General features: G+C 65.2%; 11 protein-coding genes. 3 read left to right on the top strand and 8 right to left on the bottom strand.

Annotation, left to right across the window (positions count from 1 at the left end):
- Position 1: 1 nt before the first annotated feature.
- The 6 genes from BCO18175_RS40685 to BCO18175_RS30610 all read right to left on the bottom strand — a co-directional run bounded on the left by BCO18175_RS40685 (position 2) and on the right by BCO18175_RS30610 (position 7,107).
- Positions 2 to 1,573, bottom strand: a complete 1,572-nt coding sequence (locus BCO18175_RS40685) for a hypothetical protein (protein WP_254608190.1) — start codon at positions 1,571 to 1,573, stop codon at positions 2 to 4.
- Positions 1,574 to 1,863: 290 nt separating this feature from the next.
- Positions 1,864 to 2,874: a HoxN/HupN/NixA family nickel/cobalt transporter gene (locus tag BCO18175_RS30630; RefSeq protein ID WP_174917538.1), complete on the bottom strand. Its 1,011-nt coding sequence runs from the start codon at positions 2,872 to 2,874 to the stop codon at positions 1,864 to 1,866.
- Positions 2,875 to 3,040: 166 nt separating this feature from the next.
- Positions 3,041 to 5,152: an elongation factor G gene (fusA, locus tag BCO18175_RS30625; RefSeq protein ID WP_174986437.1), complete on the bottom strand. Its 2,112-nt coding sequence runs from the start codon at positions 5,150 to 5,152 to the stop codon at positions 3,041 to 3,043.
- Positions 5,153 to 5,370: 218 nt separating this feature from the next.
- Positions 5,371 to 5,871, bottom strand: coding sequence for a DUF192 domain-containing protein (locus BCO18175_RS30620; protein WP_174917536.1), 501 nt, complete (start codon positions 5,869 to 5,871; stop codon positions 5,371 to 5,373).
- A gap of 160 nt (positions 5,872 to 6,031) precedes the next feature.
- The gene (locus BCO18175_RS30615; RefSeq protein ID WP_011352970.1) at positions 6,032 to 6,247 is read right to left on the bottom strand and encodes a hypothetical protein; all 216 of its coding nucleotides are present in this window, start codon (positions 6,245 to 6,247) and stop codon (positions 6,032 to 6,034) included.
- Between the two features lie 281 nt (positions 6,248 to 6,528).
- Positions 6,529 to 7,107, bottom strand: coding sequence for a pseudouridine synthase (locus tag BCO18175_RS30610; protein WP_043190023.1), 579 nt, complete (start codon positions 7,105 to 7,107; stop codon positions 6,529 to 6,531).
- A 277-nt stretch (positions 7,108 to 7,384) separates the two neighbouring features.
- Between BCO18175_RS30610 and icd the strand changes: the two genes are divergently transcribed.
- Both icd and BCO18175_RS30600 read left to right on the top strand, forming a co-directional pair.
- The gene (icd, locus tag BCO18175_RS30605; RefSeq protein WP_034178829.1) at positions 7,385 to 8,641 is read left to right on the top strand and encodes an NADP-dependent isocitrate dehydrogenase; all 1,257 of its coding nucleotides are present in this window, start codon (positions 7,385 to 7,387) and stop codon (positions 8,639 to 8,641) included.
- Positions 8,642 to 8,921: 280 nt separating this feature from the next.
- Complete coding sequence (locus BCO18175_RS30600; protein WP_174986435.1) at positions 8,922 to 11,150, top strand: NADP-dependent isocitrate dehydrogenase; 2,229 nt, start codon at positions 8,922 to 8,924, stop codon at positions 11,148 to 11,150.
- Between the two features lie 123 nt (positions 11,151 to 11,273).
- Here the strand turns inward: BCO18175_RS30600 and BCO18175_RS30595 are convergent, their stop codons facing one another.
- A complete protein-coding gene (locus BCO18175_RS30595) occupies positions 11,274 to 11,498 on the bottom strand; it encodes a hypothetical protein (RefSeq protein ID WP_006490888.1) in 225 nt (74 codons plus the stop codon).
- A 671-nt stretch (positions 11,499 to 12,169) separates the two neighbouring features.
- Here BCO18175_RS30595 and BCO18175_RS30590 point away from each other — a divergent pair.
- Positions 12,170 to 13,777, top strand: coding sequence for a multicopper oxidase family protein (locus BCO18175_RS30590; protein ID WP_174986433.1), 1,608 nt, complete (start codon positions 12,170 to 12,172; stop codon positions 13,775 to 13,777).
- A gap of 184 nt (positions 13,778 to 13,961) precedes the next feature.
- On the opposite strand, the gene BCO18175_RS30585 is transcribed toward BCO18175_RS30590, so the two are convergent.
- Complete coding sequence (locus BCO18175_RS30585; protein ID WP_006478030.1) at positions 13,962 to 14,165, bottom strand: cold-shock protein; 204 nt, start codon at positions 14,163 to 14,165, stop codon at positions 13,962 to 13,964.
- Positions 14,166 to 14,508: the final 343 nt, after the last annotated feature.

The following is a 14,508-nucleotide window of genomic DNA, read 5'->3' as shown; positions in this document are numbered from 1 at the left end:
GTCAGTGGTTGCCTCCGGACGATCCACTGCTGCCGTGACCGCCGCCATTGCCGTTCCCGTTGCCATGGCCGTTGCCGACACCGTTGGCCCCGCCATTGCCGGCGCCGCCACTGCCGTTTCCATTGCCGTTGCCGCCGCCATTGCCGTGGCCACTGTTGCCGCCGGTACCGCCGCCGTTACTCGGACCGCCGTTGCCGCCACTACTGCCCTGGCCACCGTTGCCGCCAGCACCATTGCCATTGCCGCGACCGTTGCCGGTACCGTTGGCCCCGCCATTGCCGGCGCCGCCACTGCCGTTTCCATTGCCGTTGCCACCGCCATTACCGTGGCCACCATTGCCGTGACCGCCGCCGTCGCCATTGCCGTGGCCACCACTATTGCCGTGACCGCCGCCATCACCGTCGCCATGTCCGCCGTTGCCGTGACCGCCGCCGTCGCCATTTCCGTGACCGCCACCGTTGCCGTGACCGCCGCCATCACCGTCGCCATGGCCACCGTTGCCGTGACCACCGCCGTCGCCATTGCCGTGGCCACCACCATTGCCGTGACCGCCGCCATCACCGTCGCCATGGCCGCCGTTGCCGTGACCACCGCCATCACCGTCGCCGTGACCACCACCATTGCCGTGACCGCCGCCATCACCGTCGCCACCACCGCCATGGCCACCATGACCGCCAGCGCCTGAAGTACCGCCACCGGAAGTACCGCCGCCCGAAGTGCCGCCACCCGAAGTGCCGCCACCCGAAGTGCCGCCACCCGAAGTGCCGCCACCCGAAGTACCGCCGCCCGAAGTGCCGCCACCCGAAGTGCCGCCACCGGAAGTACCGCCGCCCGAAGTACCGCCACCCGAAGTGCCGCCACCCGAAGTACCGCCACCGGAAGTACCGCCACCGGAAGTACCGCCACCGGAAGTGCCGCCACCGGAAGTACCGCCGCCGGAAGTACCGCCGCCCGAAGTACCGCCACCGGACGTGCCGCCACCCGAAGTGCCGCCACCCGAAGTGCCGCCACCGGAAGTACCGCCGCCGGAAGTACCACCGCCCGAAGTACCGCCACCGGAAGTGCCGCCACCGGAATTGCCACCGCCCGAAGTACCACCGCCCGAAGTGCCGCCACCGGAGGTACCGCCACCCGAGCCCCCGGTGCCAGACGCATTCCCTCCGCGACCCGAGCCGCCTGAGCCACTCGTGCCGCCGGATGTTCCGCTTGTCGTTCCGCCGATGCCAGCAGGTCCGACGGTACCGTTCCCGTTGTTGCCGCTGCCGCCGCCATTGCCATTTCCGCTACCGGGGCTGCCGCCATTGCCATTGCCGTTCGAGCCGGCGCCATTACCGCCGACATGCCCACCGGCGAAGACGTGCACCGCGCACGCAGCCGGATTGGCCGCGCACGGCGAAGCGTCGTCGACCAGTGTCATGATGGCGTCCGCGCTGACAACTGCATCGGCCGCGGAGTCCGGTGTCGCGTCTTGTGCGACGGCATAGGAGCAGCAGCACGCGAACGCGGCTGCGGCGAACAAGGTTGCGCGATAGCGCCGTCCCGGCGTACGGAACGGTTGTTTCGTCTTGAGCATCATGGCCTCCCCATGCGCGCGATGCCTCGTCGCCGCGCGGCGATCTACGTGTGGTGCAGGGGGCCGGTAAAGGTTCGTAGTCCTGTCGGCAGCCGATCGCTTTCGGGCGGGCGCTGGACGCCAGCCGCGATCGCGGAACGGCATGCGGGCCCGCCGTGCGAATCTCTATCTGCGAGATCCGTGCCACCGGCCGCTAGCGCCCGTCGCGCAAGGCGCGAGCGATCACGCGACGGTGCATGCAACGTCTTTGGGGGGAGTTTTGTTTCCGGAGTGAAACGTCTGAGCTATGTTCAGCGCGCAGGCGCATCGGCCGCGCGCTGCCAGCGGTGGAACAGGATCGACGCGATCCAGCAGACGAGGAACAGGGCGACGATGCCGTAGCCGATCGAGCCGAAGCGTTCGCCGAGCGCATCGAGCGCGTCGCGCACGGGGCCCGTCAGCGACAGCTTGTCGGCCAGCAGGCCGGCTGCCTCGATCCCGCCGATCGCCAGCGCGACGGCCGCCGACACGAACGTGATGCTCGCGTTGTAGAGCAGCTTGCGCTGCGGATCGTCCATCGCCCAGCCGTACGCGTGAATCATCAGCACGTTGTCGGTCGAGTCGATCAGCGTCATGCCGGCGGTGAAAAGCGCGGGAAACAGCATGACCGTATAGACCGGCAGCCCCTGGCTCGCCTGTGCGGCGGCGATCGCGAGCAGGCCGATTTCGGTTGCAGTATCGAAACCGAGCCCGAACAGCACGCCGACCGGATACATGTGCCAGCTCTTCGACACGAACCGGAACAGCGGACGCAGCAGCCGGGACACGAGCCCGGCAGGACGGTGCACATGCGCGGCATCGTGCGCGTGCCCGTGCGTGCCGCGATAGCGCCGCCACACGTCGCGCAGGATCACGAGGTTCACGCACGCGAGCACGAGCAGGAAGGTGGCCGACACCGCCGTGCCGATCGTGCCGCCGATTTCGCGGAATGCATCGAACCGGTCGCGCAGCGCGAACGCGGTCAGCGCGATGCCGAGCGTCGCGGCGATCACGATCGTCGAATGGCCGAGCGAGAAGAACAGCCCGACGCTCACCGGACGCTGGCCTTCCTGCATCAGCTTGCGCGTCGCGACGTCGATCGCTGCGATGTGATCGGCGTCGACCGCATGACGCAGCCCGAGCCCGTACGCGATTGCCGCGGTGCCGAGCAGCAGCGGATGATCGCGCAACACGGCGAGCGCCCACAGCCAGACGGCGGCGTTCGCGGCGATCAGGCCGGCGTAGAGCATCAGCAGGCGGCGCAGGGCAGGGGTGGGCGGCATCGGGATGGTTCCATCTGACGAATCGCGATCCATTGTGGCACGCGAAAAAAATGCGGGGCGGGCCGATCAAAATGCCGCGAACGCCGCGCGCGCCGAATGAAAAAAGGCCCGTCCGGAACCGGACGGGCCTTGCGTGCATGCAACGGTGCGAGTGATCGCGCCGCGCTTACTTCACTTTCGCACTGATCACGCCTTCCGATACGTTGGCCGGCGTTTCCGCGTAGTGCTTGAACTCCATCGTGTAGGTCGCGCGGCCCTGCGTGGCCGAACGCAGCGACGTCGAATAGCCGAACATCTCCGCAAGCGGCACCTCGGCGCGCACCAGCTTGCCGCCGCCGCCCGCGATGTCCTCCATCCCCTGCACGATGCCGCGCCGGCTCGATAGGTCGCCCATCACGTTGCCCATGAAGTCCTCGGGCGTCTCGACCTCGACGGCCATCATCGGCTCGAGCAGCACGGGCTTCGCACGGCGCATCGCTTCCTTGAACGCCATCGAGCCGGCCATCCGGAACGCGTTTTCGTTCGAGTCGACGTCGTGGTACGAGCCGAACGTCAGGTGCACCTTCACGTCGACGACCGGGTAGCCCGCGAGCACGCCGCTCTTCAGCGTTTCGGTGATGCCCTTGTCGACGGCCGGGATGAATTCGCGCGGAATCACGCCGCCCTTGATCTCGTCGAGGAACTCGTAGCCCTTGCCGGGGTTCGGCTCGAGCGTGATCACCGCGTGGCCGTACTGGCCGCGGCCACCCGACTGCTTGACGAACTTGCCCTCGACGTCGGACGCCGTCGTGCGCACCGTCTCGCGATACGCGACCTGCGGCTTGCCGACCGTCGCTTCGACGCCGAATTCGCGCTTCATCCGGTCGACCAGGATTTCGAGGTGAAGCTCACCCATCCCCGAAATGATCGTCTGGCCGGACTCTTCGTCGGTCTGCACGCGGAACGACGGATCTTCCTGTGCCAGGCGGTTCAGCGCGAGGCCCATCTTTTCCTGGTCGGCCTTCGTCTTCGGCTCGACGGCCTGCGAGATCACCGGTTCCGGGAATTCCATCTTCTCGAGGATGATCGGCTTCGCCGGATCGCACAGCGTGTCGCCGGTGGTCGCTTCCTTCAGGCCGACGGCCGCCGCGATGTCGCCCGCGCGCACTTCCTTGATTTCCTTGCGCTCGTTCGCGTGCATCTGCAGGATCCGGCCGAGCCGTTCCTTCTTGTCCTTCGTCGCGTTGAGCACCGTGTCGCCGGATTCGACGACGCCCGAATACACGCGGAAGAAGATCAGCTGGCCGACGAACGGGTCGGTCATGATCTTGAACGCGAGCGACGAGAACGGCTCGTCATCGCTCGGATGGCGTTCCGCGGGCTTTTCGGGATCGGCGAAGTCGTGGCCGAGAATCGCCGGCACGTCGACCGGCGACGGCAGGTAGTCGATCACGGCGTCGAGCATCGCCTGCACGCCCTTGTTCTTGAACGCGCTGCCGCACAGCATCGGCACGATCTCGTTCGCGATCGTGCGCTTGCGCAGCGCGGCCTTGATCTCGTCCTCGGTCAGCGATTCGTGGTCGTGCAGGTACTTCTCGAGCAGTTCCTCGCTCGCTTCCGCCGCGGCCTCGACCATCTTCTCGCGCCATTCGTGCGCGAGCTCGACGAGGTTCGCCGGAATGTCCTCGTACGAGAACTTCACGCCCTGGCTTTCGTCGTCCCACACGATCGCCTTCATCTTCACGAGATCGACGACGCCCTGGAAATGATCTTCCGCGCCGATCGGAATCTGGATCGGCACGGCGACGCCTTTCAGGCGCTCGCCGATCTGCCGCTGCACGCGGAAGAAATCGGCGCCGACGCGGTCCATCTTGTTGACGAACGCGATGCGCGGCACCTTGTACTTGTTGGCCTGGCGCCAGACGGTTTCGGATTGCGGCTGCACGCCGCCGACCGAGTCGTAGACCATGCACGCGCCGTCGAGCACGCGCATCGAGCGCTCGACTTCAATCGTGAAGTCGACGTGCCCGGGCGTGTCGATGATGTTGATCCGGTGCTCCGGATAGTTGCCGGCCATGCCCTTCCAGAAGGCCGTGGTCGCCGCCGACGTGATCGTGATACCGCGTTCCTGCTCCTGCTCCATCCAGTCCATCGTGGCCGCGCCGTCGTGCACTTCACCGATCTTGTGGCTCACGCCGGTGTAAAACAGGATGCGCTCGGTCGTCGTGGTCTTGCCGGCATCGATGTGAGCGCTGATCCCGATATTGCGATAGCGCTCGATGGGGGTTTTGCGGGGCACGTGAACCTCCTTAGGTTCGGATCGTAAGCGGGCCGGCAGGGCAGGCCCGGAATGGACAAGCTAGACTTAAAGGATAGCGCTTGCGCGTGGCTTTTGCAGATGCGGCCGGCACCGGCGGAATCAAGCCGGGTGCCGCCGCCGACAGGCGAAAAAAAAGCCGGCGCGCTACGGGCGGCCGGCTTCGGTCAGTGCGCGGCGCGACGCCGCGGCAATGGCCGTTACGGGGCCTTCGGCAGGCCTTCGAGCTTCATGCCGGGCTTGATGCCCTTCGCCGCGAACCAGCCCTTGCTCATTTCGAGCGCATAGACGCCGTTGTTGCGCGGGCAGTGGTTGTCGGTCGTCTCGGCCTTCATCTCGTCGATGTCGGTGATCGTGCCGTCGGCGCGGATGAACGCGATCGACAGCGGGATCAGCGTGTTCTTCATCCAGAAGCAGTGCACCGCGTTCTCGTTGAACACGAACAGCATGCCTTCGTTCGGCGCGAGCTGCGAACGGTACATCAGCCCCTGTTCGCGGTCGGGGTCGTTCGCGGCGACGGCCGCGTCGATCACGTACATGCCGGCGCGCAGCTTCACACGCGGGAATTCGCTCGGCTGCTTGGCGCCGGGCGGCACTTGCGCGCTGGCGGCCTGCATGCCGAGCGCGAGGACGGCGAGCGCGGCGGGAAACACGGCGGCGCGCGCAAGGCGGCCGAGCGACGAGCGCAGGGAGAATTGCACAGCAAGGCTCCTATCTGGAAAACGAGACCCGCATGGTACGCGATGCGCGCAGGCGGGCACACAAAAGAAAAAGGCAGATCGCCTTGCGGTGATCTGCCTTTCAACGCCGTAAGAACGGCAAGACTGCGTGTTCTTGACTGCGTTATTACAGCAAGCTTACTTAGTTCGAAGCAGCTGCCGGTGCTGCTGCGTCGCTTGCTGCAGCCTTCTTCGATGCCTTGTGGTGCTTCTTAGCTGCGTGGTGCTTCTTAGCAGCGTGCTTAGCCGGTGCCGAAGCAGCTTCAGCAGCAGCCGGAGCAGCTTCCGGAGCCGATGCTTGTGCGAAAGCAGCCGTTGCGAAGAGGCCAGCGACCAGAGCGGCGATCAGTTTGTTCATGTTGTGTTCCTCAGCTTTAGTTAATTAACCAAATGACCCGGCAATAGGAGTCATGTCGTCTAACGGTGCCATCCACCTTTCGGTTGACAGACGCTTCGAGAAATTTCTCATTGCGCTGCGGGCGCCGAATCGTATTCGATAAAAACGTCGCTTTCGTGACGCAAACACGGGTTCGGCTGCCAATGCCGGATAGCTAAGGTTGGCATCTGCGTGGTTTAACGCGCGATCTTCGCGGGCGGTTGACGAAAAAGATGACGAAAAATTCGCGCGTCCCGAATTCGTCATCCGGCGGGCGCGAAACCGTCCCACGGCGCGCGCGGCGGCAGCGCGATTGTTTCTCCCGGTGCAATGCCGAGCGCGAATATATCCAGTGCACCGACGCCGACGCGCACCAGGCGCAACGTCGGGAAGCCGACGGCCGCCGTCATCCTGCGCACCTGCCGGTTCTTGCCCTCGGTGATTGCAAGCTCGATCCACGTCGTCGGGATCGCGGCGCGGTAGCGGATCGGCGGATTGCGCGGCCACAGCGTGTCGGGCGGTTCGATGAATTCGGCGCGGCACGGGCGCGTCACGTAGTCGCCGAGGTCGACGCCGCGCGCGAGCGCCTTCAGGTCTGCGGGCCCGGGCGCGCCCTCTACCTGCGCCCAGTAGCGCTTGACGAGCTTGTGGCGCGGCTCGGCGATGCGCGCCTGCAGCGCGCCGTCGTCGGTGAGCAGCAGCAGCCCCTCGCTGTCCGCGTCCAGCCGGCCGGCCGCGTAGACGCCGGGCGTTTTTACCCAGTCGCCGAGCGACGGGCGCGTCTCGTGCGCGGAAAACTGGCAAATCGTGCCGAACGGCTTGTTGAGGGCGATCAGGTTCATGGCGGGGCGTCCGCCCGGCGCGCCGCGGGAAGCGGGGGCGGGCGGTCTATGGCAAATGGCGGAATCTTAATGCATAATACGGAACGGCAAGTCCTCTGTCTTATATAAGACATAAGTGGGGTCTTGATACGCAGTGCCGCGCTTCATGCCGAAGTGCCCGGTTGGGGCGCTAGAATAGCGGCTCGCTGTTGCCGTCACGGGGTGGCCATGCCGCGCCCCCGCCGCGCGCGCAGCTTCGACCAGCATCACCTGCTCAGCCACGTCACTGGAGTCGATCATGCCGTATCAGCACATCAAGGTTCCGGAAGGCGGTGACAAGATCACCGTCAACAAGGACTTCTCGCTCAACGTTTCCGATCAGCCGATCATTCCCTATATCGAAGGCGACGGTACGGGCTTCGATATCACCCCGGTCATGATCAAGGTCGTCGACGCGGCGGTCGCGCATGCCTACAAGGGCAAGCGCAAGATCCACTGGATGGAGATTTTCGCGGGCGAGAAGGCGACGAAGGTGTACGGTCCGGACGTGTGGCTTCCGGACGAAACGCTGCAGGTGCTCAAGGAATACGTGGTGTCGATCAAGGGGCCGCTCACGACCCCGGTCGGCGGCGGCATCCGTTCGCTGAACGTCGCGCTGCGCCAGGAACTCGACCTGTACGTGTGCCTGCGCCCGGTGCAGTACTTCAAGGGCGTGCCGTCGCCGGTGCGCGAGCCGCAAAAGATCGACATGGTGATCTTCCGCGAGAACTCGGAAGACATCTACGCAGGCATCGAATGGGCCGCGGGCTCCGAGCAGGCGAAGAAGGTGATCAAGTTCCTGCAGGACGAGATGGGCGTGAAGAAGATCCGCTTCCCGGAAACCTCGGGGATCGGCGTCAAGCCCGTGTCGACCGAAGGCACCGAGCGTCTCGTGCGCAAGGCGATCCAGTACGCGATCGACAACGATCGCAAGTCGGTCACGCTGGTGCACAAGGGCAACATCATGAAGTTCACGGAAGGCCTGTTCCGTGACGCCGGCTACGCGCTTGCACAGAAGGAATTCGGCGGCGAGCTGATCGACGGCGGCCCGTGGATGCGCGTGAAGAACCCGAAGACGGGCAACGAGATCGTGATCAAGGATTCGATCGCCGACGCATTCCTGCAGCAGATCCTGCTGCGCCCGGCCGAATACGACGTGATCGCGACGCTGAACCTGAACGGCGACTACATCTCCGACGCGCTGGCCGCGCAGGTTGGCGGCATCGGCATCGCGCCGGGCGCGAACCTGTCGGATTCGGTCGCGATGTTCGAAGCGACGCACGGCACCGCGCCGAAGTATGCAGGCAAGGATTACGTGAACCCCGGTTCCGAGATCCTGTCGGCGGAAATGATGCTGCGCCACCTCGGCTGGACGGAAGCAGCCGATACGATCATTGCCTCGATGGAGAAGTCGATCCTGCAGAAGCGCGTTACGTACGACTTCGCGCGCCTGATGGAAGGTGCGACGCAGGTGTCGTGCTCGGGCTTCGGTGAAGTGCTGATCGAGAACATGTAAGTCCCCTTCCGGGGTGGGCCGGCGCGTGTCCGGCCGCCCCGGCGCCTACTGCCGGCGCCGGAGCGTTTCGTGGATGGCAGGTTTGTTGGCAGGGCGGTCCGGCATGCGGGCCGCGGCGCCGCGATGCGGCCCGGAGCCCCTGCAAGGTAGAACATGACGGCCCTCGCAGCACCACCGCCCGGCTGAGCCGGCGCGCCCTTTTCGCGACCGACCCGGTCGCTCCCCGCCGGTTACCCGCCGGCGCTCTCAGTCAAAATTTTCACGTAGCAACGCATCGACCATGTCCACTTCGCCCAAGATCATCTACACCCTCACTGACGAAGCGCCCGCGCTCGCGACCTATTCGCTGCTGCCGATCGTCAAGGCTTTCACGCGCTCGTCCGGCGTTGCCGTCGAGACGCGCGACATCTCGCTCGCCGGCCGCATCATCGCGGCATTCGCAGACGTCCTGCCGTCGGAGCAGAAGGGTTCCGACGATCTGGCCGAACTGGGCCAGCTCACGCTGAAGCCGGAAGCGAACATCATCAAGCTGCCGAACATCAGCGCATCGGTGCCGCAGCTCAAGGCCGCGATCGCCGAACTGCAGGCGCAGGGCTTCCAGCTGCCGGCCTATCCGGAAGATCCGTCGACGGACGAAGAGAAGGCGGTCAAGGCGCGCTACGACAAGATCAAGGGCAGCGCGGTGAACCCGGTGCTGCGCGAAGGCAACTCCGACCGCCGCGCGCCGCTGTCGGTCAAGAACTACGCACGCAAGCATCCGCACAAGATGGGCGCGTGGAAGGCCACGTCGAAGGCGCACGTCGCGCACATGAGCGAAGGCGACTTCTACGGCAGCGAGAAGTCGGCGCTGATCGCCGATGCCGGCAGCGTGAAGATCGAGCTCACGACGGCCGACGGCGCGAAGAAGGTGCTGAAGGAAAAGACGGCCGTGAAGGCCGGTGAAGTGATCGACGCATCGGTGATGAGCCGCAACGCGCTGCGCAGCTTCATCGACGCGCAGATCGCCGATGCGAAGGCGCAGGACGTGCTGTTCTCGGTGCACCTGAAGGCGACCATGATGAAGGTCTCGGACCCGATCCTGTTCGGTCACTTCGTGTCGGTGTTCTACCGCGACGCGCTCGCGAAGCACGCGGAGGTGCTGTCGCAGGTCGGCTTCAACCAGAACAACGGCATCGGCGACCTGTACGCGCGCCTGAAGGACCTGCCGGCCGACACGCGCGAAGCGATCGAAGCCGACATCAAGGCCGAATACGCGGTTCGTCCGCGCCTCGCGATGGTCAACTCGGACAAGGGCATCACGAATCTGCACGTGCCGAGCGACGTGATCGTCGACGCATCGATGCCGGCGATGATCCGCGACTCGGGCGGCATGTGGGGCCCGGACGGCCAGCTGTACGACGCGAAGGCCGTGATTCCGGACCGCTGCTACGCAGGTGTCTACCAGGCCGTGATCGAGGACTGCAAGGAGCATGGCGCGTTCGATCCGGTCACGATGGGCAGCGTGCCGAACGTCGGCCTGATGGCGCAGGCGGCTGAAGAATACGGTTCGCACGACAAGACGTTCCAGATCCCGGCGGACGGCGTCGTGCGCGTCACCGACGAAGCGGGCAACGTGCTGCTCGAGCATGCAGTGGAATCGGGCGACATCTGGCGCATGTGCCAGACGAAGGACGCGCCGGTGCAGGACTGGGTCAAGCTCGCGGTGAACCGCGCGCGTGCGACCGGCGCACCGGCCGTGTTCTGGCTCGATCCGGCGCGCGCACACGACGCGCAGATCATCGCGAAGGTCGAGCGTTACCTGAAGGATCACGACACGAACGGCCTCGACATCCGCGTGATGACGCCGGTCGACGCGACGCGTTTCTCGCTCGAGCGCATCCGTGCGGGCAAGGACACGATCTCGGTCACCGGCAACGTGCTGCGCGACTACCTGACCGACCTGTTCCCGATCATGGAACTCGGCACCAGCGCGAAGATGCTGTCGATCGTGCCGCTGATGGCCGGCGGCGGGATGTTCGAAACGGGTGCGGGCGGTTCCGCGCCGAAGCACGTCCAGCAGTTCGTCGAGGAAGGCTTCCTGCGCTGGGATTCGCTCGGTGAATTCCTCGCGCTGGCCGCGTCGCTCGAGCACCTCGGCAACGCATACCAGAACCCGAAGGCGGTCGTGCTCGCGAAGACGCTCGACCAGGCGACCGGCAAGTTCCTGGACGAGAACAAGTCGCCGGCGCGCAAGGTTGGTGGTCTCGACAACCGCGGCAGCCACTTCTACCTGTGCCTGTACTGGGCGCAGGCGCTGGCCGAGCAGACCGAGGACGCGGCGCTGAAGGCGCAGTTCGAACGCGTGGCGAAGGCGCTGTCCGACAGCGAAGCGCGCATTCTGGAAGAACTGGCGGCCGCGCAGGGCAAGGCACAGGCCATCGGCGGCTACTACCGTCCGAACGTCGACCTGACGAGCCAGGCAATGCGCCCGAGCGCAACGCTGAACGGCATCGTCGACGCGGTCGCCTGACGCGGGCCGCGCGATCGCGCGGGTCGTTGCGTGTGCCGGCGCGGCGGGCATTGCTGCCTGCCGTCGGCTACAAAAGAAAAACGCCCCGGACGCCCGGGGCGTTTTTCGTTGCTGGCTTGTCATTCAGACGTGAACGATTTCCCATTCGGCGATTTCGTGCGGCACTTCGAGCGTTGCCGTGTCCAGTTCGGACAGTTGCTCGCAGTCGCCGCGGGAGATGTGGTCGGCTGCCACTTCGGGGCACGAGAATGCGCCGAGCAGGGCGTTGCCGAACGTCGCTTCCCAGCCGCCGTTACCCGGCAGGATGTAGAACGACCCGAGCGCTGAACCAAAGCGAAATCCCTTCATTTCCGTTCTCCCTTTCTGATCACAAGCGATTCTGTTGTGCCGCTTGCCGGTTCGGCCGGCTGTGGCCCGACTGGCTGCTTGCGCCGGGTTCCGTATCGAACGTCGTGGCGAAGCGTCAGTGCATGGGACAAAGTCTACGTCCGCGACCCGCTCGGATGGTGCATGTAGAACGGCTTCACTAAACAAAAATTCTCTTTTAAAAACAAATAATTACAATCTTCATTTTGTATTGCGGAACGTTTTTTGGCATCGCGAAACGGGAAATTTGTGCCCTGCACCACGAATTTTTACAACGCAGAGACTTGTTCCGCATCGTGAAATATCGGCGGGTTTGTGAATCGGTGAAGTGATTGACGCGTCGGCTGGGCCGAACGGCACGCGTCAGGTGACCGCCCGGAAGCGGCAACGGGCAGGGGTGAGCGGTGTTGCGGTCGCGAGTGAATGGTCGTGCAGCGCTGGTCGACGGTGTCGGTCGATGCGTGCCGAATCGGGCGCGGCGTCGTCGAACCCTGCGGCGTATCGCCGCCCGGCGGGCGGTGGGGATTTTCGATATGGGCCTGCGGTTATGATGACGCGGGCTTCAGGATTTGCGTCGCGCATCGGCGCTTCAACCGGCAGGCGCGGGCGTCGCGGCGGCCGCGCGACGCAGCATGGATAACGAGGAACGATTGATGATACGGAGAACCTTCCTGTCGCGCGCCATCGGTGTCGCGGCCGCGTCGCTGTTCGCGCGCGCCGCGTGGGCGCAGCATGCTGGTCACGCCGGCATGGCCGGCATGGATTCGATGGACGACATGCCCGGCATGTCGGGTATGTCAGGGATGGCGGGTCACGGGCAGCACGGCAAGTCCGCACCGGCCGCGCTCGCGGCCGCCGACGCGTTGCCGGCCGGCGCGCCGCTCGCGGCGCTGCGCACGCTCGCGAACGAAAGCCGCGAGCCCGGCACGTTCCGCGCCACGCTGGTGGCGCAGCCCGTGGCGCGCCCGATGCTGCATGGTGCAGGGCCGACCACGTTCTGGCAGTTCGGCGCGGGCACGCAAGGCCCCGTCGTCGGTCCGATGATCGACGTGCGCGAAGGCGACACGGTCGAGATCAAGTTCGTGAACAAGCTGCCGCAGCCGTCGACGATCCACTGGCACGGCCTGCCCGTGCCGCCCGACCAGGACGGCAATCCTTCCAATCCCGTCGCGCCCGGCGCGTCGCGCGTGTACCGCTTCACGCTGCCGAAGGGGAGTGCCGGTACCTACTGGTACCACCCGCATCCGCACATGATGACGGCCGAGCAGGTCTTCCGCGGGCTGGCCGGCCCGTTCGTCGTGCGCGCCGCGGACGATCCGCTGGCGGGCTGGCCCGAGCGCAACCTGTTCGTGTCGGACCTGAAGCTTGCGCGCGACGGCACGATTGCACCGAACGACATGATGGACTGGATGAACGGCCGCGAGGGCCAGTTCGTGCTGGTCAACGGCGCGCGCTGGCCGCGGATCGACGTCGCGAGCGACGAGCGCTGGCGCGTGTGGAACGCGTGCAGTGCGCGCTACCTGCGCGTCGCGTTCGACGACGGCCGCGCGTTCGAGCACGCGGGCACGGATGGCGGGCTGTTCGACGCACCGCGCCGAGTCACGTCGCTGCTGATCGCGCCGGGCGAACGGGCGGAGCTGCTGGTACGCGCCGGCGATCATGCGTCGCGCGCCGTGCTGCAGGCGGCCGAATACGACCGCCGCAAGATGGCGATGTCGCACGATGACGGACACGGCAGCCTGCCGCCCGATCCGGCGCTGGCCCTGGCCGATGTCGCGTTCGCGCCGGCCGCCGCGCGTGCGCTGCCGGCGACCCTGCGCGCGGTGCCGCCGCTAGGCGAGCCGGTTGCGCACAAGGAGGTCGCGTTCGGCGAAGAGATGGATATGGACGCGATGATGAAGGGCGGGGCGCACGGTCGCCCGGCGGGCATGCGCTTCACGATCAACGGCGACACCTACGCGCCGCATCGCGCGACGCTGACGAGCCGCCGTGGCGACATCGAGCGCTGGACGATCCGCAACGGCACCGACATGGATCACCCGTTCCACCTGCATGGCACGCAGTTCCAGGTGGTCGAGCGCGCGTCGGGCGGTTCGCGCACGAGCGAACCGTTCCGCGCATGGCGCGATACCGTGAACGTGCGCAGCGGTGAAACCGTGACGATTCTCGTCACGCAAGACATGTCCGGCGAACGCATGTTTCATTGCCACATTCTCGAACACGAGGATCTCGGCATGATGGGCACGCTGAAGGTCGTGTAACGAAGAGGTGAATGTGTTTCACGCGCCGGATGAGTATCCGATCTGCGCGCGTGACAAGACAATACGTGTTCAATTATCGGGATTGAACGAAAAGGCCGGCCAATCGATAATCGATTGGCCGGCCTCAAATAAAGAAACCCGGCGCAATACCTGCGCCGGGTTTCTTCGTCTGATATCCGGTGCCTTATGCGGCCTGGATGTTCGACGCTTGCTTGCCCTTCGGTCCTTGAACGACGTCAAAGCTCACCTTCTGGCCTTCCTTCAGCGTCTTGAAGCCATTCATGGTGATAGCCGAGAAGTGCGCAAACAGATCCTCACCGCCCTCATCGGGAGTGATGAAACCGAAGCCCTTCGCGTCGTTGAACCACTTAACGATACCAGTTGCCATTTCCTACTTCCCCTGTCACACAGTCGCTGCTACTTACCACGAGCACGCTCGAAAAGCTAAACGACCGGAAAATGCAGCCGTTCCCCCCTCACAAGCTCACCTTCGGCCTCTTTCATTTTGCCGACCGGCAAATTGAAAAAAGTGCCAGCTTGATTGTTGGCGCTCTTTATTGGAGTGTCAAGTGGAATTTTTAGACGTTGAGAGGGACGTTGTAAAGAACCCATTTTCAGGGTTTTTCCGGCTTTGCTTAGCAGCACGCGGCCAAGCGCGAGGTCTTGAAAAGCCGCATAATCGGCTCATATACCAGGCTCGAGTGACACGCGTTCGAGTCGTCCCGGCTTGT

The organism is Burkholderia lata (assembly GCF_902499335.1).
GTDB lineage: Bacteria > Pseudomonadota > Gammaproteobacteria > Burkholderiales > Burkholderiaceae > Burkholderia > Burkholderia lata_B.
Note: the sequence above shows the minus strand (reverse complement) of the source record. Positions and strands in the feature narration are given on the sequence as shown.

Excerpts from the sequence above, each read along its gene's own strand:
- BCO18175_RS40685 (WP_254608190.1), bottom strand. The coding sequence starts at position 1,573 with ATGCTCAAGACGAAACAACCGTTCCGTACGCCGGGACGGCGCTATCGC.
- BCO18175_RS30630 (WP_174917538.1), bottom strand. The coding sequence starts at position 2,874 with ATGCCGCCCACCCCTGCCCTGCGCCGCCTGCTGATGCTCTACGCCGGC.
- BCO18175_RS30615 (WP_011352970.1), bottom strand. The coding sequence starts at position 6,247 with ATGAACAAACTGATCGCCGCTCTGGTCGCTGGCCTCTTCGCAACGGCT.
- BCO18175_RS30610 (WP_043190023.1), bottom strand. The coding sequence starts at position 7,107 with ATGAACCTGATCGCCCTCAACAAGCCGTTCGGCACGATTTGCCAGTTT.
- icd (WP_034178829.1), top strand. The coding sequence starts at position 7,385 with ATGCCGTATCAGCACATCAAGGTTCCGGAAGGCGGTGACAAGATCACC.
- BCO18175_RS30600 (WP_174986435.1), top strand. The coding sequence starts at position 8,922 with ATGTCCACTTCGCCCAAGATCATCTACACCCTCACTGACGAAGCGCCC.
- BCO18175_RS30595 (WP_006490888.1), bottom strand. The coding sequence starts at position 11,498 with ATGAAGGGATTTCGCTTTGGTTCAGCGCTCGGGTCGTTCTACATCCTG.
- BCO18175_RS30590 (WP_174986433.1), top strand. The coding sequence starts at position 12,170 with ATGATACGGAGAACCTTCCTGTCGCGCGCCATCGGTGTCGCGGCCGCG.
- BCO18175_RS30585 (WP_006478030.1), bottom strand. The coding sequence starts at position 14,165 with ATGGCAACTGGTATCGTTAAGTGGTTCAACGACGCGAAGGGCTTCGGT.